This is a genomic window from Pseudomonas sp. efr-133-TYG-5 (assembly GCF_030209175.1).
Lineage (GTDB): Bacteria > Pseudomonadota > Gammaproteobacteria > Pseudomonadales > Pseudomonadaceae > Aquipseudomonas.
The window spans coordinates 178,284-203,357 of sequence record NZ_JARVSM010000004.1; the positions used below are offsets into that span (position 1 = coordinate 178,284).

General features: G+C 62.4%; 23 protein-coding genes. 11 read left to right on the top strand and 12 right to left on the bottom strand.

Annotation, left to right across the window (positions count from 1 at the left end; translation table 11 throughout):
* Positions 1–8 precede the first annotated feature (8 nt).
* From QRN70_RS15595 to folE2, 3 genes are read right to left on the bottom strand one after another with little or no spacing between them, the layout of a single operon-like run.
* Positions 9–875 carry a metal ABC transporter permease gene (locus QRN70_RS15595; RefSeq protein WP_285418882.1) on the bottom strand — a complete coding sequence of 289 codons (867 nt, stop codon included), beginning with the start codon at positions 873–875 and terminating at the stop codon, positions 9–11.
* On the bottom strand, positions 875–1,543 hold the full coding sequence (locus QRN70_RS15600; RefSeq protein WP_285418883.1) for a metal ABC transporter ATP-binding protein: 669 nt from the start codon (positions 1,541–1,543) through the stop codon (positions 875–877). The genes QRN70_RS15595 and QRN70_RS15600 overlap by 1 nt, the downstream gene beginning before the upstream one ends.
* On the bottom strand, positions 1,540–2,436 hold the full coding sequence (folE2, locus tag QRN70_RS15605; RefSeq protein ID WP_285418884.1) for a GTP cyclohydrolase FolE2: 897 nt from the start codon (positions 2,434–2,436) through the stop codon (positions 1,540–1,542). Before folE2 ends, QRN70_RS15600 begins: the two co-directional genes overlap by 4 nt.
* A gap of 84 nt (positions 2,437–2,520) precedes the next feature.
* On the opposite strand from folE2, the gene QRN70_RS15610 reads away from it, so the two are divergent.
* Complete coding sequence (locus tag QRN70_RS15610) at positions 2,521–3,723, top strand: N-acetylmuramoyl-L-alanine amidase (RefSeq protein ID WP_285418885.1); 1,203 nt, start codon at positions 2,521–2,523, stop codon at positions 3,721–3,723.
* Here the strand turns inward: QRN70_RS15610 and QRN70_RS15615 are convergent.
* Positions 3,720–4,094, bottom strand: a complete 375-nt coding sequence (locus QRN70_RS15615; protein WP_285418886.1) for a glutamine synthetase — start codon at positions 4,092–4,094, stop codon at positions 3,720–3,722. The two genes, QRN70_RS15610 and QRN70_RS15615, sit on opposite strands and share 4 nt — an antisense overlap.
* A 215-nt stretch (positions 4,095–4,309) precedes the next feature.
* Between QRN70_RS15615 and zigA the strand changes: the two genes are divergently transcribed.
* Both zigA and QRN70_RS15625 read left to right on the top strand, forming a co-directional pair.
* Positions 4,310–5,515: a zinc metallochaperone GTPase ZigA gene (gene zigA, locus QRN70_RS15620; RefSeq protein ID WP_285418887.1), complete on the top strand. Its 1,206-nt coding sequence runs from the start codon at positions 4,310–4,312 to the stop codon at positions 5,513–5,515.
* A complete protein-coding gene (locus QRN70_RS15625; RefSeq protein ID WP_285418888.1) occupies positions 5,515–6,165 on the top strand; it encodes a DUF1826 domain-containing protein in 651 nt (216 codons plus the stop codon). The genes zigA and QRN70_RS15625 overlap by 1 nt, the downstream gene beginning before the upstream one ends.
* Positions 6,166–6,169: 4 nt before the next feature.
* Here the strand turns inward: QRN70_RS15625 and QRN70_RS15630 are convergent, their stop codons facing one another.
* The gene (locus tag QRN70_RS15630) at positions 6,170–6,526 is read right to left on the bottom strand and encodes an NADH:ubiquinone oxidoreductase (protein ID WP_285418889.1); all 357 of its coding nucleotides are present in this window, start codon (positions 6,524–6,526) and stop codon (positions 6,170–6,172) included.
* Positions 6,527–6,549: 23 nt separating this feature from the next.
* Here QRN70_RS15630 and QRN70_RS15635 point away from each other — a divergent pair, with 23 nt between their 5' ends.
* Positions 6,550–7,515 (top strand): CobW family GTP-binding protein, encoded by a 966-nt coding sequence (locus tag QRN70_RS15635; RefSeq protein WP_285418890.1) that lies wholly within the window; start codon positions 6,550–6,552, stop codon positions 7,513–7,515.
* A 1-nt stretch (position 7,516) separates the two neighbouring features.
* Here the strand turns inward: QRN70_RS15635 and QRN70_RS15640 are convergent, their stop codons facing one another.
* Positions 7,517–7,930, bottom strand: coding sequence for a DUF3301 domain-containing protein (locus QRN70_RS15640; RefSeq protein ID WP_285418891.1), 414 nt, complete (start codon positions 7,928–7,930; stop codon positions 7,517–7,519).
* A 117-nt stretch (positions 7,931–8,047) separates the two neighbouring features.
* Between QRN70_RS15640 and pdxY the strand changes: the two genes are divergently transcribed.
* The gene (gene pdxY / locus QRN70_RS15645; protein ID WP_285418892.1) at positions 8,048–8,920 is read left to right on the top strand and encodes a pyridoxal kinase PdxY; all 873 of its coding nucleotides are present in this window, start codon (positions 8,048–8,050) and stop codon (positions 8,918–8,920) included.
* Positions 8,921–9,025: 105 nt separating this feature from the next.
* Here the strand turns inward: pdxY and QRN70_RS15650 are convergent, their stop codons facing one another.
* Positions 9,026–9,508: an acyl-CoA thioesterase gene (locus QRN70_RS15650; protein ID WP_041073853.1), complete on the bottom strand. Its 483-nt coding sequence runs from the start codon at positions 9,506–9,508 to the stop codon at positions 9,026–9,028.
* A gap of 281 nt (positions 9,509–9,789) precedes the next feature.
* Between QRN70_RS15650 and QRN70_RS15655 the strand changes: the two genes are divergently transcribed.
* On the top strand, positions 9,790–11,553 hold the full coding sequence (locus QRN70_RS15655) for a cation:proton antiporter (RefSeq protein WP_285418893.1): 1,764 nt from the start codon (positions 9,790–9,792) through the stop codon (positions 11,551–11,553).
* Positions 11,554–11,575: 22 nt separating this feature from the next.
* Here QRN70_RS15655 and QRN70_RS15660 read toward each other — a convergent pair whose 3' ends face one another.
* The 4 genes from QRN70_RS15660 to uvrD all read right to left on the bottom strand — a co-directional run bounded on the left by QRN70_RS15660 (position 11,576) and on the right by uvrD (position 15,933).
* Complete coding sequence (locus QRN70_RS15660; RefSeq protein WP_024164487.1) at positions 11,576–11,983, bottom strand: SMI1/KNR4 family protein; 408 nt, start codon at positions 11,981–11,983, stop codon at positions 11,576–11,578.
* A gap of 138 nt (positions 11,984–12,121) precedes the next feature.
* Positions 12,122–12,994, bottom strand: a complete 873-nt coding sequence (locus QRN70_RS15665; RefSeq protein WP_285418894.1) for a Tim44 domain-containing protein — start codon at positions 12,992–12,994, stop codon at positions 12,122–12,124.
* 176 nt (positions 12,995–13,170) lie between these two features.
* A complete protein-coding gene (locus QRN70_RS15670; protein WP_285418895.1) occupies positions 13,171–13,611 on the bottom strand; it encodes an EamA family transporter in 441 nt (146 codons plus the stop codon).
* Positions 13,612–13,749: 138 nt separating this feature from the next.
* A complete protein-coding gene (gene uvrD / locus QRN70_RS15675) occupies positions 13,750–15,933 on the bottom strand; it encodes a DNA helicase II (protein ID WP_285418896.1) in 2,184 nt (727 codons plus the stop codon).
* 258 nt (positions 15,934–16,191) lie between these two features.
* Between uvrD and QRN70_RS15680 the strand changes: the two genes are divergently transcribed.
* From QRN70_RS15680 to QRN70_RS15690, 3 genes are all read left to right on the top strand, one after another.
* A complete protein-coding gene (locus QRN70_RS15680) occupies positions 16,192–19,065 on the top strand; it encodes an EAL domain-containing protein (RefSeq protein ID WP_285418897.1) in 2,874 nt (957 codons plus the stop codon).
* Between the two features lie 135 nt (positions 19,066–19,200).
* Complete coding sequence (hexR, locus tag QRN70_RS15685) at positions 19,201–20,067, top strand: transcriptional regulator HexR (RefSeq protein WP_285418898.1); 867 nt, start codon at positions 19,201–19,203, stop codon at positions 20,065–20,067.
* A 236-nt stretch (positions 20,068–20,303) separates the two neighbouring features.
* The gene (locus QRN70_RS15690; RefSeq protein WP_285418899.1) at positions 20,304–20,516 is read left to right on the top strand and encodes a PA3496 family putative envelope integrity protein; all 213 of its coding nucleotides are present in this window, start codon (positions 20,304–20,306) and stop codon (positions 20,514–20,516) included.
* Here the strand turns inward: QRN70_RS15690 and QRN70_RS15695 are convergent.
* Complete coding sequence (locus tag QRN70_RS15695; protein ID WP_285418900.1) at positions 20,458–21,420, bottom strand: LysR family transcriptional regulator; 963 nt, start codon at positions 21,418–21,420, stop codon at positions 20,458–20,460. The two genes, QRN70_RS15690 and QRN70_RS15695, sit on opposite strands and share 59 nt — an antisense overlap.
* 191 nt (positions 21,421–21,611) lie before the next feature.
* Between QRN70_RS15695 and QRN70_RS15700 the strand changes: the two genes are divergently transcribed.
* Together QRN70_RS15700 and oadA are read left to right on the top strand one after the other, a co-directional pair.
* Positions 21,612–23,027: an acetyl-CoA carboxylase biotin carboxylase subunit gene (locus tag QRN70_RS15700; RefSeq protein ID WP_027616761.1), complete on the top strand. Its 1,416-nt coding sequence runs from the start codon at positions 21,612–21,614 to the stop codon at positions 23,025–23,027.
* Positions 23,028–23,125: 98 nt separating this feature from the next.
* Positions 23,126–24,934: a sodium-extruding oxaloacetate decarboxylase subunit alpha gene (gene oadA, locus QRN70_RS15705; RefSeq protein WP_285418901.1), complete on the top strand. Its 1,809-nt coding sequence runs from the start codon at positions 23,126–23,128 to the stop codon at positions 24,932–24,934.
* The last annotated feature ends 140 nt before the right edge of the window (positions 24,935–25,074 follow it).

A 25,074-nucleotide genomic window follows, 5' to 3' on the forward strand; every position in this document is an offset into this window, starting at 1 on the left:
GAAACACCTCATTGGGATGTGAGCAAAGGCGGGCGCCGCAGCAAGCCGTGAACCGGCCCGAACACCACGGACAGCAGATAACCGATGCCCGCAACCAGCACGATGGCCGGGCCGCTGGGCAGCGAGTAATGGAACGACAGCAACAGGCCGAGCCAGACTGACAGGCAGCCGATCAGCGCAGAGATCGCGATCAGGATCGGCAGACGCCGGCTCCAGAAGCGTGAGGCGATGGCGGGCAGCATCATCAGGCCGACCACCATCAGTGCGCCGATGGCCTGAAAGCCGATGACCAGATTGAGCACCACCAGCGTCAGGAAGACGCCGTGGGCGACCGGGCCGAGTCGGCTGACGCTGCGTAAAAAAACCGGGTCGAGGGTGTCGAGCAGCAGCGCTTTATAGATCAGGGCCATGGCCAGCAGACTGATCAATGAGACCCAGAGCATGCCATCGAGCGTCGGGCCGTCGACCGCCAAGGCGGAGCCGAAGAGTAGATGCAGCAAGTCCAGACGTTTGCCGGCGATGCCCAGGATCAGCACGCCACTGGCCAGGGAAATCGGATAGATCGCGGCCAGGCTGGCGTCTTCCCGCAGGCCGGTACTGCGGGTGATCCACGCGGCCAGGCCGGCCATGCCCAGGCCGGCGCCGAGTCCGCCGAGCGTCAGTGCTGGCAAGCTCAACCCGGCGAACCAGAAACCCAATGCTGCGCCGGGAAGAATGCCATGGGCAACGGCGTCCCCGATCAGGCTCATGCGCCGCAGAATCAGAAACACGCCGAGTGGCGCCGTGCTGCAGGCGAGCAGCAGGCCGCCCAGCAATGCGCGGCGCATAAACACGAATTCCTGAAATGGCTGCCAGCAGTGCGCGAGTGTCAGCATCAGGCCACCTGCGTATGGGCGGGTGGCTGGATCAATTCTGTGCTGGCGCCGAACAGGCAGCCGCTGCTTTTGATCAGCAGGGTTTGTGGAATGTGTCGATGTACGGCCGCGAGGTCGTGGCAGGCCACCAGGAGGGTGCGACCCAGGGCATGCCACGCGTGCAGGTGCTGCCAGAATAAACGCTGGCCCGGCTCATCCAGTGCCGCGTCGGGTTCGTCGAGCAGCAGCACCGGGCTGTCCGCCAGACTCAGACGGGCGAGCAGGGCGCGTTGCAGTTCCCCGCCGGACAGGGCCAGCAACGGGCGCTTTTCCAGACCGGTCAATTGCCAGTCTTCGAGTGCCGTGGCCAAGCGCTGTTTGCGTAGCTGGGTCGACAGACGCCGTCCCCAGAAGCCTGCAGCGACCAGCTCTTGCAGGCTGATCGGAAACTGGCGATCGAGCTGCAGTTGTTGCGGCAGGAACGACACGCCGCTACGCCGTGGCACGCTCAGCGAGACTGCACCGGCCAAGGGTTTCTGCAATCCGGCGATCACCTTGAGCAGGCTGCTTTTGCCACTGCCATTGCTGCCGACGAGCGCGGTCAGGCTGCCGCTGTCCAGGCGCAGGTCGATTGCTGGGGTGAGCGGTTGGCCCGGTGCGCCCCAACGCAAAGCCTGGCAGCGGATCATGCCGGCTCCCTCTGCCACTGACTCTCAGCGACGGCATCGTGGGCGTGCAGGCTTTCGGCATGGGTCACCCGCAGATGAAAGCGGCGGATCCCCGGGGAGCGACGCAAGGCCAGATTCAAGCGGCGCGCGGCGTCTTCGCAGAACATCAGGTTCTGGCCATTGGCGAGGGCGAAGGCTTGTTCGTCGGCGCGTTTGACCGCGGTCTGCACGGCGGTGCCGAGGGCCGCTTCGGCGTCGTTGATGATGGCGTCAAAGGGCAGGGCATCGACGAAGTCTTCCAGAACCAGATGCAGTTGGGCGGTGCTGCGCTGGCTGTGAGGTGTGGCGACGATGCCGTTGGTCGAGCCAAGCCAGGCCAGGACATCGGCGTGCTGCAGCGACTGATTGGCAAAATTGTCGATGAATTGTTGCTGAATCAATTGCCGCGCGAGAGCCGCTGAGCAGGGGCAGGTTGAGGAATATTCCACGTCGATTTGCAGTTCCACGTGGAACACTTTGTTCTTCAGACTGGCTGCGATGGTCACCGGATAGGTTTTCCAACCGGCCAACGGGCTGATGAGTGCCGGACGTTTCAGCAGTAAATCGGCATGAATATTCAGGTAGGCGTTCGCCGACAAACTTTGATGGCTATCGAGAAAATCCTGCAGAACCTGATGGAGCAGCGCTGGGGTGAGGTCGTGTTGCTGTAATCGCTCCAGGGCCAGATACAGGCGCGACATATGGATGCCCCGCGCCTCACCATCATCCAGGCTAACGCCGGCATCGGCGCGTGCGGCGAGGCGTTGGCCCTCGATGAAAACAGGCAGAGCAATGCCGCGCATTCCCACCCACTCCAGTGGCAGGGATTGGCGAGCGGCTTGCGCAGCGATATCCGGCAACATCAGCGCATTCATGATTCGGTCCATTGTGGCGATTGAATTTGATGTTACATTATAACAATTCAAACCACGATGCCTTTTTCATGAACAGGCTTTCATATGCATAGGCGCCACCTGCTCAATTTGCTGCTCGCCAGCACGGCTCTCGCGTTCCCCTTCACCGTTTCCGCCACGCAAATTCGCAGTGCCAGGCTCTGGCGTTCGGAAGACAAGCTGCGCCTGGTGTTCGATCTGAGTGGTCCGGTGCGTTACAAAACCTTTTCCCTGAGCGCGCCGGAGCGCTTGATCATCGATATCAGTGACGCCACGCTGCAGGGAGATTTCAGCCACTTGGCACTGGAAAACAGTCTGATTCGGGCGATTCGCTGCGGGCGTTTTGCTCAGGGAGATACGCGAATCGTCCTCGATTTGCGTGAGCCGGTTCAGCTGAATAGCTTCCTGTTGGCCCCGCAGAACGGCCAGGGCCATCGGTTGGTACTCGATCTACTGACTGGAAAACCTGCCGTTGCGTCGCCAATGGTTCCACGTGAAACATCGGCGCCAAAGGCTCATCCGCAGCGCGACGTCATCGTCGTGGTCGATCCTGGACACGGTGGCAAGGACCCTGGCGCCGTGGGTGCCAAGGGAGAGCGAGAAAAAGATGTGGTGCTGTCCATCGCGCAACTGCTCGCGCGACGGCTGAAAAGAGAGAAAGGCTTCGATGTGAAACTGGTGCGCAATGACGACTTTTTCGTCCCGCTGCGCAAGCGCGTGGAGATCGCCCGCCAGCACAAGGCTGACATGTTTATCTCGGTGCATGCCGATGCTGCACCGCGACTGACCGCCTCCGGGGCTTCGGTGTATTGCCTGTCGGAGGGCGGTGCGACATCGGCCACCGCGCGCTTCATGGCGCAGCGAGAAAACGGTGCAGACCTGCTCGGCGCCAGCAGCCTGCTCAACCTCAAGGACAAGGATCCGATGTTGGCCGGGGTGATTCTCGATATGTCGATGAACGCCACCCTCGCGGCCAGTCTGCAACTGGGCAGCACGGTTCTCGAGAGTCTGGCGGGCATCACCACGCTGCATCAGAAGCGCGTGGAACAGGCAGGATTTGCTGTGTTGAAGTCGCCGGACGTGCCCTCGATCCTGGTGGAAACCGGGTTCATTTCCAATGCGCGCGACAGTCAGCGGTTAGTGACTGCGCGCCATCAGCAGGCCGTAGCAGATGGCTTGTTCACGGGTTTGCAGCGTTATTTTCAGAAGAATCCGCCCCTCGACAGCTACATCGCCTGGCAGCAGGCACAGCGAGAAAGCCAGGTCTAGCAGCCGGTCAGGCGGTTGCAGGTGAACTTGGCGCTGCTGCCGCCGGAGCTGGAAAAGCGATTGAGGGTGGTCCAGCCCACCCGGCGGGTATAACCGACCCACGCTTCACCGTCAGAGGCGATTCCGGTGAAGAAAGTCAGTTGGCCATAACGGCTGTTGGTTTGAGCCCAGTAGCGGTTTCCAGTCTTGTCGAAGCCGCGTAGGTAGATCGTGCTGCCAGCGGTGTTGACGCTGTAGGCGTTGCCCTCGCCGTCAACGCAGGCCAGCAGGTTGGCGCTGCGTGTGCAGTTGGCGAGCGCCGGTAGTTGGCCCCAGGCAGTGCAGGTCAGCATCGCGAGGCTCAGCAGTAACCCTTTTAGCGCAGTTCTCATGGCGATTTCCGGACGAGGTGAAGAAAGCTTCCAGTCATTGGTTGCTTTCGGCAAGCGAAGAGTAGATTGTCAGTATTGTTATAGTATAACATTTAATAGAGCTTACCCTCTGCTTCCCTTCAAGTGCTTTTTATCCGCGAGTCAGAGCGCCAGCCACAAAGCGCAAGCCAATGCGCCATTGCGTGTTCCAGCCGCCGTTTGATGAGGATTATCCAATGTCTACCCCGTTGCCCGTCACCGTGCTTTCAGGCTTTCTCGGCGCCGGAAAAAGTACACTTTTGAATTACGTACTACGTAACAGAGACCGTTTGCGGGTGGCGGTCATCGTTAACGATATGAGCGAGATCAACATCGATGGCAGCGAAGTCCAGCGAGATGTCAGCCTGAACCGCGCCGAAGAAAAACTCATCGAGATGAGCAATGGTTGTATCTGCTGTACGTTACGCGAGGACCTGCTGGAAGAGGTCAGCCGGCTCGCCCGCGATGGCCGCTTCGATTATCTGCTGATCGAGTCCACCGGCATCTCCGAGCCGTTGCCGGTGGCCGAGACGTTCACCTTCCGTGATGAGCACGGGCAAAGCCTGGCCTACATCGCGCGTCTGGACACCATGGTCACTGTAGTCGATGGCCTGAACTTCCTCGCCGATTACCAGGCGGCGCAAAGCCTGGCATCCCGCGGCGAAACCCTGGGCGAGGACGACGAACGTTCGATCACTGATCTGCTGATCGAGCAGATCGAGTTCGCCGACGTCCTGCTGATCAGCAAGATCGACCTGATCAGCCAGCACCAGCGCCAAGAGCTGACGGCGATCCTCCAGCGCCTCAACGCCCAGGCCGAGATCATCCCGATGGTCATGGGCGAAGTACCGTTGGAGAAAATTCTCGACACCGGCCGTTTCGATTTCGACAGAGCTGCGCAGGCCCCGGGCTGGTTGCAGGAGCTGCGCGGCGAGCATGTGCCGGAAACCAGCGAATACGGCATCGCCTCCGGCGCTTATCGCGCGCGTCGGCCGTTTCATCCGCAGCGCTTCTTCGATTTCATTGATCGGCCCTGGTTGAACGGTCGACTGCTGCGCTCGAAAGGCTTTTTCTGGCTTGCCAGCAAACCTGCCGACGCTGGCAGTTGGTCGCAGGCGGGCGGGCTGATGCGCTACGGCTTTGCCGGGCGCTGGTGGCGTTACGTGCCGAAAGACCAGTGGCCGCAGGACGAAGAAAACACCGCGGCAATCATGCACAACTGGACGGCCAGCGTCGGCGACTGCCGGCAGGAGCTCGTGTTCATCGGCCAGGACATCGATTTCGCCCGGCTCACCGCCGAGCTTGATGCCTGCCTGCTGACCGACGCGGAAATGGCCATCGGTATCGAGGGCTGGCGCTTGCTGGCCGATCCTTTTGGCGCCTGGCAGGAGGAGGCCGCCTGATGCTCGCGCCGCAACGCCTGCAACCGGTCACGCGTGAGCAGTGCCTGGGTCAGACCCCGCAAGTGCTGGCGCGGATTGTCGAGGATCACGTCAACCTGGCGGTCTGGCAGCGGCAAATGCCGCTGCACATTGCCGACTTCGCGGCGTTGCTGCTGTCGTTGCACGAACCCTGCGCCGAGGCGTTGTGCCTGGAGTTGCCCGACGAGGACGCCACGCCAGATCTCACTGGCCTGGCCAGTGGCTTTCGTGACCTGCAAGGCTACGAGGGTTTTATCGCCGACCTGCAATGGCTGGTCAGTGCCTTCGCCTGCCTGCTCGGCGCCCGCCGCATCGGCCTGCGTTTGCGCGTACTGGACAAGGCGATGTGCCCGCGCTTTCACGTCGACCACGTACCCGTGCGGCTTATCACCACCTACGCCGGTGTCGGCAGCGAATGGCTGCCGGAAGGGGCCATGGATCGCCGGCAATTGGCGAATCCGCTGGCTGAGCCGCAGGAAACAGCCTTCGTTCAGTCATTGCGCAGCGGTGACGTGGCGCTGCTCAAAGGTGAGAAATGGCGCGGCAACGAAGGCTTCGGCCTGATACACCGATCGCCACAGCTCAAGCCGGGCGAGCGACGTCTGATACTCACACTCGACTGGCTCGCCTAGCCCCTCAAGGCTTGAGCCACTTGCCCTGGCTCTGGCCTTCGCAGTACGGCTGCAAATACGCTGCATCGCTGGCGACGCCGTAATAGTGGATATCCTGGCGATAGGGCATATTGGCGACTTGTGCGTTGCTGCACACCCCGAAGGCGCCGCCGGGGCACTGGTCGACGTACTGCACGGCGACTGTCTGCCCGGCCAGCTGCGGCTGGCAGAAGCCGTCGCTGAACAGTTTTTCCGGGATGTTGCGGTTCTGCTGGCAGACTTTCACGTCCAGCCGTTCGGCCTGGCTGTGCACCACGCAGGCCTGCGCCAGCGCCTGGCCGCATACCAGCAGCAACAGCAACGCACCTCCCATCCACCGCATCTTCAACCTCCAGAAAACCCGTCATGTTGCACAACATTCCGACCCACGTCATCGCCGGCCCCTTGGGCGCCGGCAAGACCAGCCTGATCCGTCAGCTCATGGCCCAGCGGCCGGCAAACGAGCGCTGGGCGGTGCTGATCAACGAGTTCGGCCAGATCGGTCTCGACGCCGCGCTGCTGACCCGCGACGCCGATGGTATCGCACTGGGGGAGGTGGCCGGGGGCTGCCTGTGTTGCGTCAACGGCGCGCCGTTTCAGATCGGCCTCGGCCGTCTGTTGCGCAAGGCGCGGCCGGATCGGCTGTTTATCGAGCCGTCCGGGCTCGGCCATCCGGCGCAGTTGCTTCGCCAGCTGAGCGAGGCACCCTGGCAAGGGGTGCTGGCGCTGCAGCCGTGTGTGCTGGTGCTGGACGCGCAGGCGCTCGCGGCGGGCAAAGCCTTGCCACCCGCGCAACACGAAGCATTGGCCAGCGCCGGTTTGCTGTTGTTGAACAAAGCCGAAGGCATCGATGACATCAGCCGCCGCCACATCGCCGCGCAACTGCCGCCGGTCAGGCTGATCTGGACCCGGCAGTCGCAATTGGCGTTGAGTGAATTGCCGGGTGGGGCAACGCGGGCGGTGGCCGCTGTGGATAACCGGGTGCTGCCCGGTGGGTCGGCGCCTTTAGCGGCGGTGTGGAGCGACCCGGCGCTGCCGATTTGCCTGAGTCAGGCGCAGGAGGGGGGCTGGAGCATCGGCTGGCGCTGGCACCCGAGTCAGGTGTTCGACCCTGCGCGCATCTCCGACTGGCTGCGCAGCCTGACCTGGCGGCGGGCGAAGCTGGTGCTGCACGGCGCCGAGGGCTGGATGTCAGCCAATGCTGTGGATAACGCCGAATTGGCCTGGCAGCCCAGCGAATGGCGCAAGGATTCGCGGATCGAGCTGATTTTCAGTCAGGCCGAGGATGTCGATGCGCTGCAGCAGGCGTTGGCCAGCTGTCGACTGGTGTGAATCAGGGCTTCCACTTGGTGTGTTCCTGGCGCCACTGGCTCAGCTCGATCACTTCTGCCCGTGGCCGGGTCACTTCCACCACCGGTGGCGTGTCGTCGAACGGCGCCGGGTAAGGTGCCAGTTCGATCTGCGCGCTGTGCGCACCGAACTGGGTGATGGTGCCGTTGTGGCGGGTTTCGCCCGTCACGGTGAACTCGAAGTTGTAGATCCGCGCCAGGCGCCGGCGGCCGCTGGCGTCCTTGATGAAAGCGATCTTCTTCAGCGCCACGTTGCCGTCGAGCAATTCGACACCAACGTTGCTGCAATGCTGCTTGACCCGTTCCAGCGCCCGCTCGCGCAGGCCGTGGTTGTGCCATAGCCACGCGCCGGCAGCGGCGAACAGCATCAGCACGAAGATATTTTCGAGGGTCAGCATCAACGAGTAACTCCAAAAGATGGCATCAGCTTAACTGCGTCGCCGGTCTGTCGTACAGGCTGCGTTTCGTCGCATACTGCGCGGCTCGAATTTCAATCGTTTTACGGAAAAACCCGAATGAAACGTACGCCACATCTGCTCGCCATCCAGTCCCACGTGGTTTTCGGCCACGCCGGCAACAGCGCTGCGGTTTTTCCGATGCAGCGGGTCGGGGTGAATGTCTGGCCGCTGAACACGGTGCAGTTCTCCAACCATACTCAGTACGGCCAGTGGGCCGGGGAAGTGCTGGCGCCGCAGCAGATCCCGGCGCTGGTCGAAGGCATCGCCGCGATCGGCGAGCTGGGCAATTGCGACGCGGTGCTGTCCGGCTATCTGGGCAGCGCGGCGCAGGGCCGGGCGATTCTCGGGGGCGTGGCGCGCATCAAATCGGTCAATCCCAAGGCGCTGTATCTGTGCGACCCGGTGATGGGCCATCCGGAAAAAGGCTGCAGCGTACCGGCGGAGGTCAGCGACTTCCTGCTCGAGGAAGCGGCGGCGGTGGCGGACTTCATGTGTCCGAACCAGCTGGAGCTGGACAGTTTCTCCGGGCGCAAGCCGCAGTCGCTGTTCGATTGCCTGGCCATGGCACGGGCGCTGCTGGCACGCGGGCCGAAAGCGGTGCTGGTCAAGCATCTGGACTACCCGGGCAAGCCGGCCGATGGTTTTGAAATGTTGCTGGTGACCGCCGAGGGCAGCTGGCATCTGCGCCGGCCGTTGCTGGCGTTTCCCCGGCAGCCGGTGGGCGTGGGCGACCTGACGTCCGGCCTGTTCCTGGCGCGGGTGTTGCTGGGCGACAGCCTGGTAGCGGCGTTCGAATTCACGGCGGCCGCGGTGCACGAGGTGCTGCTGGAAACCCAGGCGTGCGCCAGTTACGAGTTGCAACTGGTGCGGGCGCAGGACCGGATTGCGCATCCACGGGTGAAGTTCGAGGCCACCGCGATCAGTCTGTAAGACTGCGTTGCCCTCATTCGCGAGCAGGCTCGCTGCTACAGGTTCAGCGTCAACCCTGTGGCAGCGAGTCTGTTCACGAAAGCGATCGGCAGATCGCTATCGATCTCAGGCGTCGCCCTTGATTTCCTGATAACGCTTTTCCAGTTCCTGGCGAATCTGCCGGCGCTGTTGGGCCTGCATGTAGCGGCGCTTGTCTTCGCTGTTCTGCGGCTGCAGCGGTGGCACCGGCGCCGGTTTACGCTGGTCATCCACGGCGACCATGGTGAAGAAGCAGCTGTTGGTGTGGCGCACCGAGCGTTCGCGGATGTTCTCGGTCACCACTTTGATGCCGACTTCCATCGAGGTGTTGCCGGTGTAGTTGACCGAGGCCAGAAAGGTCACCAGTTCGCCGACATGGATCGGCTCGCGGAAAATCACCTGATCGACCGACAGGGTCACCACGTAGCGGCCGGCATAGCGGCTGGCGCAGGCATAAGCCACTTCGTCGAGGTATTTGAGCAGGGTGCCGCCGTGGACATTGCCAGAGAAGTTGGCCATGTCGGGGGTCATCAGTACCGTCATCGACAGCTGGGCGTTTCCGGGTTCCATAACGTTCTCACGGGTCAAGGCAGGGTTGCTGGAAGAAGCACCTCTGTGGGCGCCTGGTCGCTTTTCAAAACCACCGTTATCGGGACGCCAGACGACCGGCCGCCGTCACGCCCGGATCGATCTGTTTCCATATATTGCACCGCCTTTCAGGCGGAAGTCGCGGTGTTACCCTGCGAAAGCCCGGCCCGAGGGCGATTCCTACACCAGAAGCGGATTTTTACTTAGTTCGTTCAGACATTTCCGATGCCTGCGCGAGCCTCGTCATTCAAGGAGCCCACGCCATGCATGCCATCAGTTTTATTCAGGATCTGGCAGTGATCATGCTGGTCGCGGGTGTGGTGACCGTGCTGTTTCACCGCTTCAAGCAACCGGTGGTGCTGGGCTACATCGTCGCCGGATTCATCATCGGCCCGCACACGCCGCCCTTCGGTTTGATCCACGACGAAGAAACCATCAAGACTCTCGCCGAACTGGGGGTGATCTTCCTGATGTTCTGTCTCGGGCTCGAGTTCAGCCTGCGCAAATTGTTCAAGGTGGGGGCCACGGCGTTTATCGCGGCGTTCCTCGAGATCGTGCTGATGATCTGGATCGGCTACGAGATTGGCCGCTGGTTCGACTGGAACACCATGGATTCGCTGTTCCTGGGCGCGATCCTGGCGATTTCCTCGACCACCATCATCGTCAAGGCCCTCAACGACCTGAAGATGAAGAACGAGCGCTTCGCCCAGCTGATCTTCGGCGTGCTGATCGTCGAGGACATCCTCGGTATCGGCATCATTGCCTTGCTGTCGAGCATCGCTGTCAGCGGCACGGTGAGTTCCGGCGAGGTGTTTTCCACGGTCGGCAAACTCTCGCTGTTCATGATCGTCGCCCTGGTCATCGGCATTCTGCTGGTGCCGCGGCTGCTGGCCTATGTGGCCAGATTCGACAGCAACGAAATGCTGCTGATTACCGTGCTGGGCCTGTGCTTCGGCTTCTGCCTGCTGGTGGTCAAGCTCGAGTACAGCATGGTGCTGGGGGCGTTCCTGATTGGCGCGATCATGGCCGAGTCGCGGCAGCTGCTGAAAATCGAGCGGCTGATCGAGCCGGTACGCGATCTGTTCAGTGCGATTTTCTTCGTCGCCATCGGCCTGATGCTCGACCCGATGATTCTTCTGCAATATGCGTGGCCGATTGCCGTGATCACCGTCGCCGTGGTGCTGGGCAAGATGCTGTCCTGCGGCCTCGGGGCGTTTATCGCCGGCAATGATGGACGCACCTCACTGCGGGTCGGCATGGGGCTGTCACAGATTGGCGAATTCTCCTTCATCATCGCCGCGCTGGGCATGACCCTGCAGGTCACCAGCAATTTCCTCTATCCGGTGGCCGTAGCGGTTTCGGTGATCACCACGCTGCTGACGCCGTACCTGATCCGCGCTGCCGATCCGCTGTCGATCAAGTTGTCCGCTGCTATGCCCAAGCGTCTCGGCCGGGTGTTCGGCCTGTACGGCGAATGGCTGCGCAGCATCCAGCCGCAAGGCGAGGGCGCGATGCTGGCGGCGATGATTCGGCGGATTCTGTTGCAAGTCGGGGTCAATCTGGCGCTGGTGATCGCGATTTTCTTCAGCGGCGCGTTCTTCGCCGGTCGCCTGTCGGTGTGGATGCAGGACTGGATCAGCGATCCGAGCTGGCAGAAAGCGTTGATCTGGGGCGGGGCATTACTGCTGTCGCTGCCGTTTTTGATCGCTGCCTATCGCAAGCTCAAGGCGCTGTCGATGCTGCTGGCGGAGATGGGCGTGAAGCCGGAGATGGCCGGACGGCACACGCAGCGAGTGCGTCGGGTGATCGCCGAAGTGATCCCGATCCTCTCGCTGCTGGTGATTTTCCTGCTGCTGGCAGCCTTGTCGGCCAGCATCCTGCCGACCAACAAGTTGCTGGTGCTGATTGCCGTGGTTACGGCCGCCGTAGCGGCGCTGCTGTGGCGCTGGTTCATCCGCGTGCACACGCGGATGCAGGTGGCCCTGCTGGAAACCCTCGACAACCACAAGGAATCGCCGGGGCATTGACCACCCGGGGGCAGCGGACGGATCAGCTTTCCAGCCAGACGTCCCGCGCCCAGTGCCAGACCGATTCCCATGACTCTTCGGTGATCAGCTCTTCTTCGCCGGACCACAGCACCACGGTGCCGTCTTCTTCGACGCAGTAGTAATTGTCGCCGTCCTGGCAGATCGGGATCAGGTCGCGCGGCACGCCGGCGTCCCAGGCGTTGGCGGCGACATCCGGCAGGTAGGTGTGGGATTGCGGATCGGTGACGGTCACCGGCTCCAGACTGCCGTAAACCACGTCGCTGACGGTCAGCAGGAATTCCTTGAAGACGAACGGGATGTTGATGAACAGTTCTTCTTCGATTTCCACCAGCTGGTCTTCGTCGGGCAACTCCAGAGGAACCGGTACCGGTTCGTTGGCTTCGCGCAGTTGTTCGATGATTTCTTCCACGTCCGGGATCCTCTTGCTTGAATGGCGCGGTTTATATGGGCCGGTTTATACAGTAGCTCGCTATAGATGCAACCGCGAAATAGAAAACCCCGGCCGAGGCCGGGGTTTTCATTACCGCGAAACGCATCGTGCAGGGGATCAGCCGTTCTGGCGGATACCGGCGACCAGCCAAGGCTGGTTGTCGCCCTGCGGACGTTCCATGTTCCAGCTTTCGCTGAACACTTCGCCCTGGTCGAAGCGCGAGGTCTTCGACACGCCGCTGAAGGTCAGGGTGGCGATGGTCTTGTCGGCGCGATCGTCGACACCGTCCAGTTGTACCTGGAGATTGTCGATGTAGGTCGACTGGAAGCCGTCACCCAGATCGGCACGCTCACGCTTGAGGAACTCGAGCATTTGCGGGGTCACGAACTCGGCGATCTTGTCCATTTCGTTGGCGTCCCAGTGCTGCTGCAGCGCCTGGAAGTGGCTGCGCGCGGCTTCAAGGAAACGCTGTTCGTTGAACCAGGCTGGTGCATTGATCACCGGACGGGCGGCAGGTGCTGCCGAGCCACCGAAGATCGAGCCCATGGCTGCTGGCTTCTGTTCGAACACTTCACGCTGCATCGGCGCGCCGGCCGGAGCCAGATGCTCCTGCTGCTTGCGTCGACGGGCGGCGATGAAGCGGAAGATCACGAACGCGATCACGGCCATGATCAGGATGTCGAAGATCTGCATGCCCTGGAAGCCGCCGCCCATGAACATCGAGGCGAGCAGGCCACCGGCGGCGATACCGGCCAACGGGCCGAGCCATTTCGACGCGCCGCCGGCCTTGGCCGCGGCACCGGCAGCGCCGGCAGCACCCGCGGTCGCTGCTGCGCCGCCCATGCCTGGAGAAGAAGGAGCCATCTGGCTGGTCTGGTGCGTCGGCGCAGCGCCGGCGCTTTTGCCACCACCGAAGCGCTTGGCGTTGGCGTCGAGGCTCATCGTCAGGCCGATGCACAACGCCATGGCGATGCTAAGAAAACGTTTCATAAAGGGAATTCCCGTTTGTGGAGACACGCGCGCCATGTTGCACAGCTGAAGTGTTACTGGCTAGCGAGAGAGTGTTTCGGGCTTTTGCCTGACAGGTTACGTTCAGCTCGGTCGAGGCAATAAGGCTATGTACTTTTGTCTGTAGGAAAAAGAGATAGGTTCAGTGAGAGATTGGCTTAACGACGCAGCGCCAACAACACCACGCCCGCAGTGATCAGCCCGATGCCGCCCCATTGGCGCACGTCGAGTTTCTCTCCCAACAGCGCCACGCCGATCACGGCCACCAGCACCACGCTGAGCTTGTCCACCGGCGCCACCAGGGAAGCCGGGCCGAGCTTCAGCGCGCGGAAGTAGCACAGCCACGAAGCGCCTGTGGCCAGACCCGAGAGAAGCAGGAACAGGTAGCTTTTGGCGGAGATCGAGCTCAATGACTGATATTGGCCCGTTGCGTACAAAATCAAGGCCAGGCTGACCAGCACCACGACCGTGCGCAGCAGCGTGGCGAAGTCGGAGTTGACGTTTTCGATGCCAATCTTCGCGAAGATCGCGGTCAGCGCAGCGAAGGTGGCCGAGAGCAGGGCCCAGAACGTCCAGGAAGAAAAGAAGCCTGAGCCCATGGCGATTTCCTTGATAGATCACTCAATGGCAAACCCTGTGGGGGCGAGCCTGCTCGCGAAAGCCCCGCTGCGGTGTATCGGATACACCGAGGCGATTTCATTCGCGAGCAGGCTCACTGCCACACAAAAGCGAACCGGTCAGATTGCTTCCAGCTTGGCGTAACCGAGCATCAGCCACTTGCTGCCTTCGCTGAAATTCACCTGCACCCGCGCCTGGGCGCCGGCGCCTTCGAAGTTGAGGATCACGCCGTCGCCGAAGATCGAATGGCGTACGGCCTGGCCGAGGCTGAAGCCGGTCTCCGGGATCTCGCTGCCGCTGAACAGGTTGCTGCCGCTCATCGACTGATTGCCGCCGAACGGACGGCTGACGCTGTTGGACAGGCGCACTTCCTGGATCAGACCCTTCGGCACTTCGCGGACGAAACGCGAAACCTTGTTGTAGGTCTCGCTGCCGTACAGGCGTCGGGTTTCGGCGTAGGTCATCACCAGATTCTGCATCGCCCGGGTGATGCCGACGTAGGCCAGGCGTCGTTCTTCTTCAAGGCGTCCGGGTTCTTCCAGGCTCATCTTGTGCGGGAACAGGCCTTCTTCCATGCCCACCAGGAACACGTAGGGGAATTCCAGGCCCTTGGCGCTGTGCAGGGTCATCAGCTGGATGCTGTCTTCGTGTTCGTCGGCCTGGGTGTCGCCAGCCTCCAGCGACGCGTGACCGAGGAATGCCGCCAGGGGGGTCAGCTCTTCGTCGTCTTCGGTGTTCTCGAAGTTGCGCGCGGCGCTGACCAGTTCCTCAAGGTTTTCCACCCGGGCCTGGCCTTTCTCGCCTTTTTCCGCTTCGTGGTAGGCGATCAGGCCGGACTGTTCGATGACGGTCTGGGTCATCAGGTGCAGCGGCATCTCGGCGCATTTGGCGGCGAGGTTTTCGATCAGCTCGATAAAGGCGCCGAGGGCGCTGGCGGCGCGCCCGGTCAGACCTTTATTGGCCACCAGTTGGCGCATCGCTTCCCACATCGAGACATCGCTGTGGCGCGCATGCTCGCGGATCGCCTCGACGGTTTTCTCGCCGATGCCGCGGGCCGGGACGTTGATCACCCGCTCCAGCGCCGCGTCGTTGCCGCGACCTTCGAGCAGGCGCAGGTAGGCCATGGCGTTCTTGATTTCGGCGCGTTCGAAGAAGCGCTGGCCACCGTAGATGCGGTATGGAATGCGCTCGCGCAGCAAGGCTTCTTCGAGCACGCGCGATTGCGCGTTGGAGCGGTACAGAATCGCGATATCACTGCGCGCCAGGCCGGTTTTCAGCGCGCTTTCGATGGTTTCGACCACGTAGCGTGCTTCGTCGTGTTCGTTGAACGCGGCGTACAGATTGATCGCCTCGCCGTCGCCGCCGTCCGTCCACAGCTCTTTGCCCAGGCGTCCGGTGTTGTTGGCGATCAAGGCGTTGGCGGCCTTGAGGATGCCGGCGGTGGAGCGATAGTTCTGCTCCAGGCGAATGGTCACCGAGTCCGGGAAATCGGAGGAATACTGGTGGATGTTCTCGATTTTCGCGCCGCGCCAGCCGTAGATCGACTGGTCGTCGTCGCCGACCACCATCAGGCTGTCGCCGCCCTTGCCCAGCAGACGCAACCAGGCGTACTGCACGGCGTTGGTGTCCTGGAACTCGTCCACCAGGATGTGCCGGAAGCGCTTCTGGTAATGCGCCAGCAGGCCCGGGTGGTCGCGCCACAGGTCGAGGGCACGCAGCAGCAGTTCGGAGAAATCGATGACGCCGGCACGCTGGCACGCCGCCTCATAGGCTTCGTAGATGCCGCGCATGGTGGCGAGGAACAGGTCGCCGCTGGCCTGAATGTGCTGCGGACGCAGGCCTTCGTCTTTCTGCCCGTTGATGAACCATTGCGCCTGGCGCGCCGGCCAGCGTTGTTCGTCCAGCCCCAGCTCGCGGATCACCCGCTTGACCAGGCGTTGCTGGTCGTCGCTGTCGAGAATCTGGAAGGTCTGGCTCAGGCCGGCTTCTTGCCAGTGTGCCCGCAGCAGGCGGTGCGCCAGGCCGTGGAAGGTGCCGACCCACATGCCGGCCGGGTTGATCCCCAGCAACTGCTCGATGCGGTGGCGCATCTCGGCGGCAGCCTTGTTGGTGAAGGTCACCGACAGGATGGAGTGGGGCGAGGCGTTTTCGACCTGGATCAGCCAGGCGATACGGTGCACCAGCACTCGGGTCTTACCGGAGCCGGCACCGGCCAGGACCAACTGACGGCCGACAGGGGCCGCTACGGCCTGCCGTTGGGCATCGTTGAGGGAGTTCAGCAAAAGGGAGAGATCATCGCGCATCGGGGCATTCTAGGGTGCGCCGCAGGCCCGGGCAAACCGAGCTTTGCATTAGCCGATGAAAGTGCTGTTGATGACGACCGGTCGGTCACTGGCTACAGGCGTTGGCCTGCCTCGCTCTGCGGGTTTTTCCGGGGATCGACGGGGGAAAAGTTTCGCGCAAATTATGATCTGGAGCAGTTTGGCAAGTGGAGCGGCTTGTGTATGCTCCGTGCACATTTCGGGCGCGTGCCCGTCCTTATAAGAACAAGAACGTTGCCCATGACCCTCAGCTCCGAACTGTCGGGCCCCTCTGTGGAACCCCGGGTTATCCGCAAGCACTACGCCACGCAGATGGCGGTCGAACGCACGCGTTTGCTTTATCAGGGCTCTCTGCTGCCCACGCTGTTCATGTTGATCAATGGCCTGGTCTGCGCTGCTCTGCTCTGGAGTCCGCAGCGCTACTTCGTGGTCAGCATCTGGCTGGTGTGGCTGCTGTCGCTGGTCGCGTTGCGGGTGATTCAGGTCGCCGCGTTCGATTCGGCGATCCCCGACCGCCAGGCCCAGCCGATCTGGCGGCGGATGTTCTGGCTCGGCTCGACCCTGACCGGCCTGACCCTGGCCGGCGCCGGCATTGCGCTGGTGCCGGCCGACAACTTCATGCAACAAGCCTGGGTGTTCGGCCTGATCGGCGCCGCCACGCTGTCCGCCAGCGTCGCCTACGCCGTCAGCCTGCCGGCGTTCCTGTCCTTTACCTTGCCGTGCCTGCTGCCGGCCATCGGCTATCTATTGTGGGGCGGTGACGAGCAGGCGCGCGGTTGGGGCTGGCTCGGGCTGATCCTGCTCGGTTCGTTGAGCGTGGTGGCGTGGCAGGTCAACCGGCTGATCGATCGCGGCATGCTGCGGCGCTTCCAGAACCAGCACCTGATCGAACACCTGCAGCAGACGCAGGCGCGCGGCGAACAGCTCAATCAGGAGCTGGCCAGGGAAATCGAGCAGCGGCGCTGCGCCGAAAGCCAATTGCGCGAAGCGCAGATCGAACTGGAAGACCGGGTCGCCCAGCGCAGCCGCGAACTCGACGCCGCCAATCAGGCCCTGAGCAAGAGCGAGGCGCGCCTGGCCCTGGCGCTGAAGGCCAGTGAGCTGGGGCTGTGGGACTGGAACCTGCAGACCGACGAAGTGCATCACACGCAGATCGAAGAGCTGTTCGGCCTCGCTCCGGAGTACGTCACGGCGATCCTCCGCGATCTCAAGCCACGCCTGCACCCGGAAGATGTGCCGGCGCTCAAGCATGCGCTGATCGAGCACTTGAAAGGGCGCACCGAGGACTACCAGATCGAATACCGCGTGCGCCACGGCGACGGCCACTGGGTGTGGATCGAAGACCGTGGCCGCGCGGTGGAGCGCAGCGACAGCGGGCGGGTGATTCGCATGGTCGGCACCCGCCGCGATATCAGCGCCAGCAAAAGCCTGGAAGCGCAGCAGCAACTGGCGGCAACCGTGTTCGAGGCGGCCAGCGAAGGCATCGTGATCCTCGACCCGGACTATCAACTGATTGCGATCAACCAGGCGTTCAGCCGCGTCACCGGTTACGACATCGACGACATGCTCGGGCGCAATGTCGTCGAGTTGCCGTGCAGTCGCGATGCCCGCCGGCATTACGTGGCGATCCGCCATGCACTGGAGCAACACGGCAGCTGGCAGGGCGAGCTGGTGGAAACGCGCAAGAACGGCGAGCTGTATCCGCAATGGCTGCAACTGAATGCGGTGCGCGATAATCGCGGCAACGTCAGTCATATCGTGGGCTTCTTCGCCGATCTGTCGGCGCGCCGCGAATCCGAAGAGCGCATGCGCTACCTCACCCACTACGATGAACTGACCGGGCTGGCCAACCGTTCGCTGTTCCGCGAACGCCTGCACGAAGCCCATCAGCGCGTGCGGCAGGGCGGGCGGCGCAGCCTGGCGCTGCTGCACATCAACCTCGATCGCTTCAAGCTGCTCAACGACAGCCTGGGGCACGAAATCGCCGATCAGTTGCTGCAGAAAATGTCGCGGCGTCTGGTCAATGCCCTGCCGGAGGCGGACACCATCGCCCGGCTGTCCGGCGATGAGTTCGCGGTGTTGTTCGATGCCTACGGCAACCTGTCGAGCCTGGCGCGAGTCGCCACGCGGCTGTCGAGCAAACTGCGTCTGCCGGTGACGGTGGAGGGGCACGAGCTGGTGGTCAGCGCGTCGATGGGCATCAGCATGTTGCCGGACAATGCTCGGGAGATTTCCGCGCTGGTCAGCCAGTCGAACATGGCCATGCAGCATGCCAAGCACCTGGGCGGGAACAACTTCCAGTTCTACACCGACAGCCTGCAGGCCAGCACCCTCGAGCGTCTGCAGCTGGAAAACCAGCTGCGCAAAGCCATCGAGGACAAGCAGCTGAATGTGTTCTATCAACCGAAACTGTGCCTGGCGACGGGGCGCCTGAATGCCGCGGAAGCACTGGTGCGCTGGGATCACCCGACCATGGGCCGGGTACCGCCGGGGGACTTCATCGGCCTTGCCGAGGAAACCGGGCTGATCGGACCGATCGGCGAATTCGTCTTGCGCCAGGCGTGCTGGCAGGCCTGCGAATGGCAGCGTCAGGGGCTGGCACCGATCCGCGTTTCGGTGAACCTTTCGGTGCACCAGCTGCGCCAGGGCAAGCTGGTCAGCCTGGTGCGCCAGGTGCTGGAAGAAACCGGGCTGGCACCGCACTACCTGGAGCTGGAACTCACCGAAAGCCAGTTGCTCGACAGCGTCGAACACATCATCGCGACGTTCCAGCAACTGCGCGATCTGGGGGTGAAACTGGCGATCGACGATTTCGGCACCGGCTATTCATCGCTGAGCTACCTCAAGCGCATCCCGGTGGATTACGTGAAGATCGACCAGGCGTTTATTCGCGGGCTGGGGGAGGGCAGCGAGGACGCGGCGATCACTCGCGCGATCATTGCCATGGCCCACGGGTTGTCGTTGAAGGTGGTGGCCGAGGGGGTCGAGCGTGCGGAGCAGCTTGAGTTCCTCCAGGCCGAAGGCTGCGACGAGGTGCAGGGCTATCTGATCAGCCGTCCAGTGGAGGCCGCCGCCCTGGCCGGGTTATTGCGCGGGCAGGAAATTCCCCGCTAAAGGGCTACATGCAGCGCATGACGCCTGATTGGGGGGCATCCAGTTACGCATTGAGCAGGCAAAAAGCCAATTCATGTAGTATAACTACAAGCTTGCTACATCCCCGGCATCTGCCCATAACAAGAGTCCAGCCCTTTGAATCTGCTGCAACACATTGCCCAGTCACGTCACCTGTTACGCAAGTCGGAGCTCAAGGTCGCCGACCACGTGCTGCTTGACCCTGCGGCGGTGATGCACAGCTCCATGGCCGACCTGGCCCACAGCGTCGGCATCAGCGAACCGACCATCGTGCGCTTCTGCCGTGCCATCGGTTGTTCCGGTTTCCAGGATCTCAAGCTCAAACTGGCGCAAAGCCTGGCCGCCGGTGCCAGCTTCGGCCAGTTCGCGATCCATGAAGACGATTCGGTCGCCGACTACAGCCTGAAGATCTTCGACACCACCCTGCACACGCTGATGGAAGTGCGCGAGAAGCTCGATCCGCTGGAGCTGCAGCGTGCGGTGACGCTGATGTCCCAGGCCCAGCGCGTCGAGTTCTACGGCTTTGGCGCGTCGGGTGCGGTGGCGGCGGATGCGCAGCACAAGTTTTTCCGTCTGCTGCTGACGGCGGCGGCGTACTCCGACCCGCACATGCAGGCGATGTCGGCGGTGACCCTGAAGCCGACTGACGTGGCGATCTGCATTTCCCAGTCCGGGCGCTCCAAGGACTTGCTGATCACCGCCAACCTGGTGCGCGAGAGCGGCGCTTCGCTGATTACGTTGTGCCCGAGCCAGACGCCGCTGGCCGAGTTGTCGACGGTCAACCTGGCCATCGACGTGCACGAAGACACCGAAATCTATACGCCGCTGACTTCACGTATCGCTCACCTGGTGGTGATCGACGTGCTGGCCATGGGCGTGGCCATGGCGCGCGGGCCGAGCCTGGTCAATCACCTCAAGAGCGTCAAGCGCAGCCTGCGCAGCTTGCGCCTGTCGCCCAAGGCGGTGAAAGCCCTGGATGACTGAGGTCATCCGGGGTTGTTTCGAGCTGATTCGCGAGCAGGCTCGCTGCCACGGGATCTGCCGTTCATAAAAATTCCGCGGCAAACCGCGGCCGAATGTGGGAGCGAGCCTGCTCGCGAAAGCGTCCTCGATAACAATGCGCCACCCGCAACTTTCATCGCACTGTCATCCCCGCGCAGCCAAACGGTCATCCCCCGCGCCTATCGTGAAACTCCCGTACTCGCCTTGGGAGACTCGAAATGGCTCAGCCCTACGAAGAACGCAACAGCGCCGCGAAAACCCGTCGTCAGCAGGAAGATCAGCGCCGCATGGAGTTTCGCCGCGCCATCGAAGATCGCTTCGAACTTCGCCAGCTTCAGGCCGAAATCGGCGATTTTCCCGAGGACATCGCACTCAACCATTGGCAGGCATCACCGGCAGTTTCCCGGCGAAGCGCTCAACCAGCGCGCTGATCTGCACCCGTTCGCTGCGGATAAACGCCAGGAAGGCGTGCGCCACCGGTGACAGGCGCTTGGCCTTGGCCTGCACCAGGCACCAGCTGCGAAACAGCGGCAACTCCTCGACCGGCAGCTCGACCAGGCCACCGGTCGCCAGCTCCAGGTTGAGGGCGTGGCGCGTCAACAGCGCCAGGCCCAGACCCGCCACCACGCACTCTCGCTGCGCTTCGGCCGAGGCGACCTCCTGGGTCTGGGTGAAGTGCACGCGTTTCTCCTTGAAGTATTCCTCGCAGGCCAGGCGCGTGCCCGAACCCGGCTCGCGGATCAGCAAGGTGTAAGGCTCGAGATCCTGCAGACGCAGCGGGCCCATGTGCGCCAGCGGGTGATCCGGACGTGCCACGGCGACAATCGGATTGTTGAGGAACGGCAGGAACTCCAGGCCCATGTCTTGCGGCACCATCGACATGATCACCAGGTCGTCGCGATTGTCCGAGAGACGGCGGATTACCTGGCCACGGTTGACCACCGTCAGTTGCAGATTGACTTCCGGGTGCTGGCGCTTGAACGCGGCAAACAGGTGCGGCACGAAGTATTTGGCGCTGGATTCCACGGCCAGTTTCAGCTGCCCCTGCAGCGAGCCCTGCATGTCCGACAGCTGCATGTCGAGGTTTTCCAGGCGCCCGAAGATATCGCGGCTGGCGCGCTGCAGCGCCTCGGCGGCTTCGGTCATGTAGAGTTTCTTGCCAACGTAATCAAACAGCGGCTGGCCGATCAGCTCTTCAAGCTGACGAATCTGTAGGCTCACGGCCGGTTGGGTGAGCGACATTTCCTCTGCCGCACGGCTGTAGGAACGCAAATCGCACACCTCGTTGAAGATCTGCAACTGACGCAATGTCATACGCATCAAGGACTTACGCATTTTCTACCGGCTCTGGCCAATGGATTGTGCTGTGACTATAAGTCTTTACTTATGCCTGACCCAATTTTTATTCATTTTTGTTAATCCCTTGCTGGCGCTAGTGTGGGGGCGCGACCAGATTGAAACATTTGGTCACGCGTCGACCTGGGTCTAGCAGGTCGTGGGTACCACCGGCTCAAGGGAACCTCCAAGTGATAACAAAGATCCTGATCGCCAACCGTGGTGAGATTGCCGTACGAATCGTGCGTGCGTGCGCCGAGATGGGCATCCGCTCGGTTGCGATTTATTCCGACGCCGACCGGCATGCCCTGCATGTAAAGCGTGCGGACGAGGCCCACAGCATTGGTGCCGAGCCGCTGGCCGGTTACCTGAACCCGCGCAAGCTGGTCAACCTGGCCGTGGAAACCGGCTGCGATGCGCTGCACCCCGGCTATGGTTTCCTTTCGGAAAACGCCGAACTGGCGGACATCTGCGCCGAACGCGGAATCAAATTCATTGGCCCGTCGGCGGAAGTCATCCGCCGCATGGGCGACAAGACCGAAGCCCGCCGCAGCATGATCAAAGCGGGCGTGCCGGTTACGCCGGGCACCGAAGGCAACGTCTCGGGTATCGAGGAAGCGTTGGCCGAGGGTGACCGCATCGGTTACCCGGTGATGCTCAAGGCCACCTCCGGTGGTGGCGGCCGCGGTATTCGTCGCTGCAACAGCCGCGAAGAACTCGAACAGAATTTCCCTCGGGTGATTTCCGAAGCGACCAAGGCTTTCGGTTCGGCGGAAGTGTTCCTGGAAAAATGCATCGTCAACCCGAAACACATCGAAGCGCAGATCCTCGGCGACAGCTTCGGCAATGTCGTGCACCTGTTCGAGCGTGACTGCTCGATCCAGCGCCGCAACCAGAAGCTGATCGAGATCGCCCCGAGCCCGCAACTGACTCCCGAACAGCGCGCCTACATCGGCGACCTGTCGGTGCGCGCGGCCAAGGCCGTGGGTTACGAGAACGCCGGTACCGTGGAGTTCCTGCTCGCCGAGGGCGAGGTGTACTTCATGGAGATGAACACCCGGGTGCAGGTGGAACACACCATCACCGAGGAAATCACCGGGATCGACATCGTCCGCGAACAGATCCGCATCGCCTCCGGCCTGCCGTTGTCGGTGAAGCAGGAGGACATCCAGCATCGCGGTTTTGCCCTGCAATTCCGGATCAACGCCGAAGATCCGAAAAACAACTTCCTGCCGAGCTTCGGCAAGATCACCCGTTACTACGCTCCCGGTGGCCCGGGCGTACGCACCGACACGGCGATCTACACCGGCTACACCATTCCGCCGTTCTACGACTCGATGTGCCTGAAACTGGTGGTCTGGGCGCTGACCTGGGAAGAGGCGATGGACCGTGGCTTGCGCGCCCTCGACGACATGCGTCTGCAAGGCGTGAAGACCACGGCCGCGTACTACCAGGAAATCCTGCGTAACCCGGAATTCCGTAGCGGCCAGTTCAATACCAGCTTCGTCGAAAGCCACCCGGAACTGACCAACTACTCGATCAAGCGCAAACCCGAAGAGCTGGCCCTGGCCATCGCCGCCGCCATTGCTGCCCACGCAGGCCTATAAATGCAGCCGCAAGCTGGCAGCCGCAAGCGACAAGCAAGAGCGACTCGGCTTTTTCTTGCAGCTTGTAGCCTGCAGCTTGCCGCTATGAGGAGATACCAATGACCAAGAAGATCTTCGTTACTGACACCATCCTGCGCGACGCTCACCAATCGCTGCTCGCCACCCGCATGCGCACCGAAGACATGCTGCCGATCTGCGACAAGCTCGACAAAGTCGGCTACTGGTCGCTGGAATGCTGGGGCGGCGCGACGTTCGACGCCTGCGTACGTTTTCTCAAGGAAGACCCGTGGGAGCGCCTGCGCCAACTGCGCGCCGCGCTGCCCAACACCCGCCTGCAGATGCTCCTGCGCGGGCAGAACCTGCTCGGCTACCGCCACTACAGCGACGACGTGGTCAAAGCCTTTGTCGCCAAGGCCGCGGTCAACGGCATCGACGTATTCCGCATCTTCGACGCCATGAACGATGTGCGTAACCTGCGCGTGGCCATCGAAGCGGTGAAAGCTGCCGGCAAACATGCCCAGGGCACCATCGCCTACACCACCAGCCCGGTGCACACCATCGACGCGTTCGTCGCCCAGGCCAAGCAAATGGAAGCCATGGGTTGCGACTCTGTGGCGATCAAGGACATGGCCGGTCTGCTGACGCCGTACGCCACCGGCGAACTGGTCCGCGCGTTGAAAGCCGAGCAGTCGCTGCCGGTGTTCATCCACTCGCATGACACGGCCGGCCTGGCGAGCATGTGCCAGCTCAAGGCGATCGAAAACGGCGCCGACCACATCGACACCGCGATCTCCAGCTTCGCCTCGGGCACCAGCCATCCGGGTACCGAGTCGATGGTCGCTGCGCTCAAGGGCACCGAGTACGACACCGGTCTGAACCTCGAATTGCTGCAGGAAATCGGCCTGTACTTCTACGCCGTGCGCAAGAAGTACCACCAGTTCGAAAGCGAATTCACCGCCGTCGACACCCGCGTGCAGGTCAATCAGGTGCCGGGCGGGATGATTTCCAACCTTGCCAACCAGTTGAAAGAACAGGGCGCGTTGAACCGCATGGCCGAAGTGCTGGCGGAAATCCCGCGCGTGCGTGAAGACCTCGGCTTCCCGCCGCTGGTGACCCCGACGTCGCAGATCGTCGGCACCCAGGCGTTCTTCAACGTACTGGCCGGCGAGCGTTACAAGACCATCACCAACGAGGTGAAGCTGTACCTGCAGGGCGGTTACGGCAAGGCGCCTGGTGTGGTCAACGAAAAACTGCGTCGTCAGGCCATCGGCAGCGAAGAGGTCATCGACGTGCGTCCGGCCGACTTGCTCAAGCCGGAAATGACCAAGCTGCGTGCCGATATCGGTGCCCTGGCCAAGTCCGAAGAAGACGTGCTGACCTTTGCCATGTTCCCGGACATCGGGCGCAAGTTCCTCGAAGAGCGTGCCGCCGGCACCCTCGCGCCGGAAGTGCTGTTGCCGATTCCTGAGGCCGGTGGTGTGGCGAAGGCGGGCGGCGAAGGCGTGCCGACCGAGTTCGTCATCGACGTCCACGGCGAGACCTACCGCGTCGACATCACCGGTGTCGGGGTCAAGGCCGAGGGCAAGCGTCACTTCTACCTGTCCATCGACGGCATGCCGGAAGAAGTGGTGTTCGAGCCCCTCAACGAGTTCGTCGGCGGCGGCAGCAGCAAGCGCAAGCAGGCCTCGGCGCCGGGCCACGTCAGCACCACCATGCCGGGCAACATCGTCGATGTGCTGGTCAAGGAGGGCGACACCGTCAAGGCGGGCCAGGCGGTGCTGATCACCGAAGCGATGAAGATGGAAACCGAAGTCCAGGCCGCGATTGCCGGCAAGGTCACTGCCATCCACGTCGCCAAGGGCGACCGGGTCAACCCGGGTGAAATCCTGATCGAGATCGAAGGCTGAGATAACGGCCTCGGTACAACGCTTTAAACCTCGGGGGGGCATGTGCTCCCCTTTTTTTTCGCTGTCGAGACGGGCGCAGGCAGCCGTCGGTTGATGGGTTTCACTTGCCGGATCAACCGATCGCAGCCTGCGCCAGCGCT

Bases quoted from the DNA above. Each gene is read 5' to 3' on its own strand.
- QRN70_RS15595 (WP_285418882.1), bottom strand. From the start codon at position 875: ATGCTGACACTCGCGCACTGCTGGCAGCCATTTCAGGAATTCGTGTTT.
- QRN70_RS15600 (WP_285418883.1), bottom strand. From the start codon at position 1,543: ATGATCCGCTGCCAGGCTTTGCGTTGGGGCGCACCGGGCCAACCGCTC.
- folE2 (WP_285418884.1), bottom strand. From the start codon at position 2,436: ATGAATGCGCTGATGTTGCCGGATATCGCTGCGCAAGCCGCTCGCCAA.
- QRN70_RS15610 (WP_285418885.1), top strand. From the start codon at position 2,521: ATGCATAGGCGCCACCTGCTCAATTTGCTGCTCGCCAGCACGGCTCTC.
- QRN70_RS15615 (WP_285418886.1), bottom strand. From the start codon at position 4,094: ATGAGAACTGCGCTAAAAGGGTTACTGCTGAGCCTCGCGATGCTGACC.
- zigA (WP_285418887.1), top strand. From the start codon at position 4,310: ATGTCTACCCCGTTGCCCGTCACCGTGCTTTCAGGCTTTCTCGGCGCC.
- QRN70_RS15625 (WP_285418888.1), top strand. From the start codon at position 5,515: ATGCTCGCGCCGCAACGCCTGCAACCGGTCACGCGTGAGCAGTGCCTG.
- QRN70_RS15630 (WP_285418889.1), bottom strand. From the start codon at position 6,526: ATGCGGTGGATGGGAGGTGCGTTGCTGTTGCTGCTGGTATGCGGCCAG.
- QRN70_RS15635 (WP_285418890.1), top strand. From the start codon at position 6,550: ATGTTGCACAACATTCCGACCCACGTCATCGCCGGCCCCTTGGGCGCC.
- QRN70_RS15640 (WP_285418891.1), bottom strand. From the start codon at position 7,930: ATGCTGACCCTCGAAAATATCTTCGTGCTGATGCTGTTCGCCGCTGCC.
- pdxY (WP_285418892.1), top strand. From the start codon at position 8,048: ATGAAACGTACGCCACATCTGCTCGCCATCCAGTCCCACGTGGTTTTC.
- QRN70_RS15650 (WP_041073853.1), bottom strand. From the start codon at position 9,508: ATGGAACCCGGAAACGCCCAGCTGTCGATGACGGTACTGATGACCCCC.
- QRN70_RS15655 (WP_285418893.1), top strand. From the start codon at position 9,790: ATGCATGCCATCAGTTTTATTCAGGATCTGGCAGTGATCATGCTGGTC.
- QRN70_RS15665 (WP_285418894.1), bottom strand. From the start codon at position 12,994: ATGAAACGTTTTCTTAGCATCGCCATGGCGTTGTGCATCGGCCTGACG.
- QRN70_RS15670 (WP_285418895.1), bottom strand. From the start codon at position 13,611: ATGGGCTCAGGCTTCTTTTCTTCCTGGACGTTCTGGGCCCTGCTCTCG.
- uvrD (WP_285418896.1), bottom strand. From the start codon at position 15,933: ATGCGCGATGATCTCTCCCTTTTGCTGAACTCCCTCAACGATGCCCAA.
- QRN70_RS15680 (WP_285418897.1), top strand. From the start codon at position 16,192: ATGACCCTCAGCTCCGAACTGTCGGGCCCCTCTGTGGAACCCCGGGTT.
- QRN70_RS15690 (WP_285418899.1), top strand. From the start codon at position 20,304: ATGGCTCAGCCCTACGAAGAACGCAACAGCGCCGCGAAAACCCGTCGT.
- QRN70_RS15695 (WP_285418900.1), bottom strand. From the start codon at position 21,420: ATGCGTAAGTCCTTGATGCGTATGACATTGCGTCAGTTGCAGATCTTC.
- oadA (WP_285418901.1), top strand. From the start codon at position 23,126: ATGACCAAGAAGATCTTCGTTACTGACACCATCCTGCGCGACGCTCAC.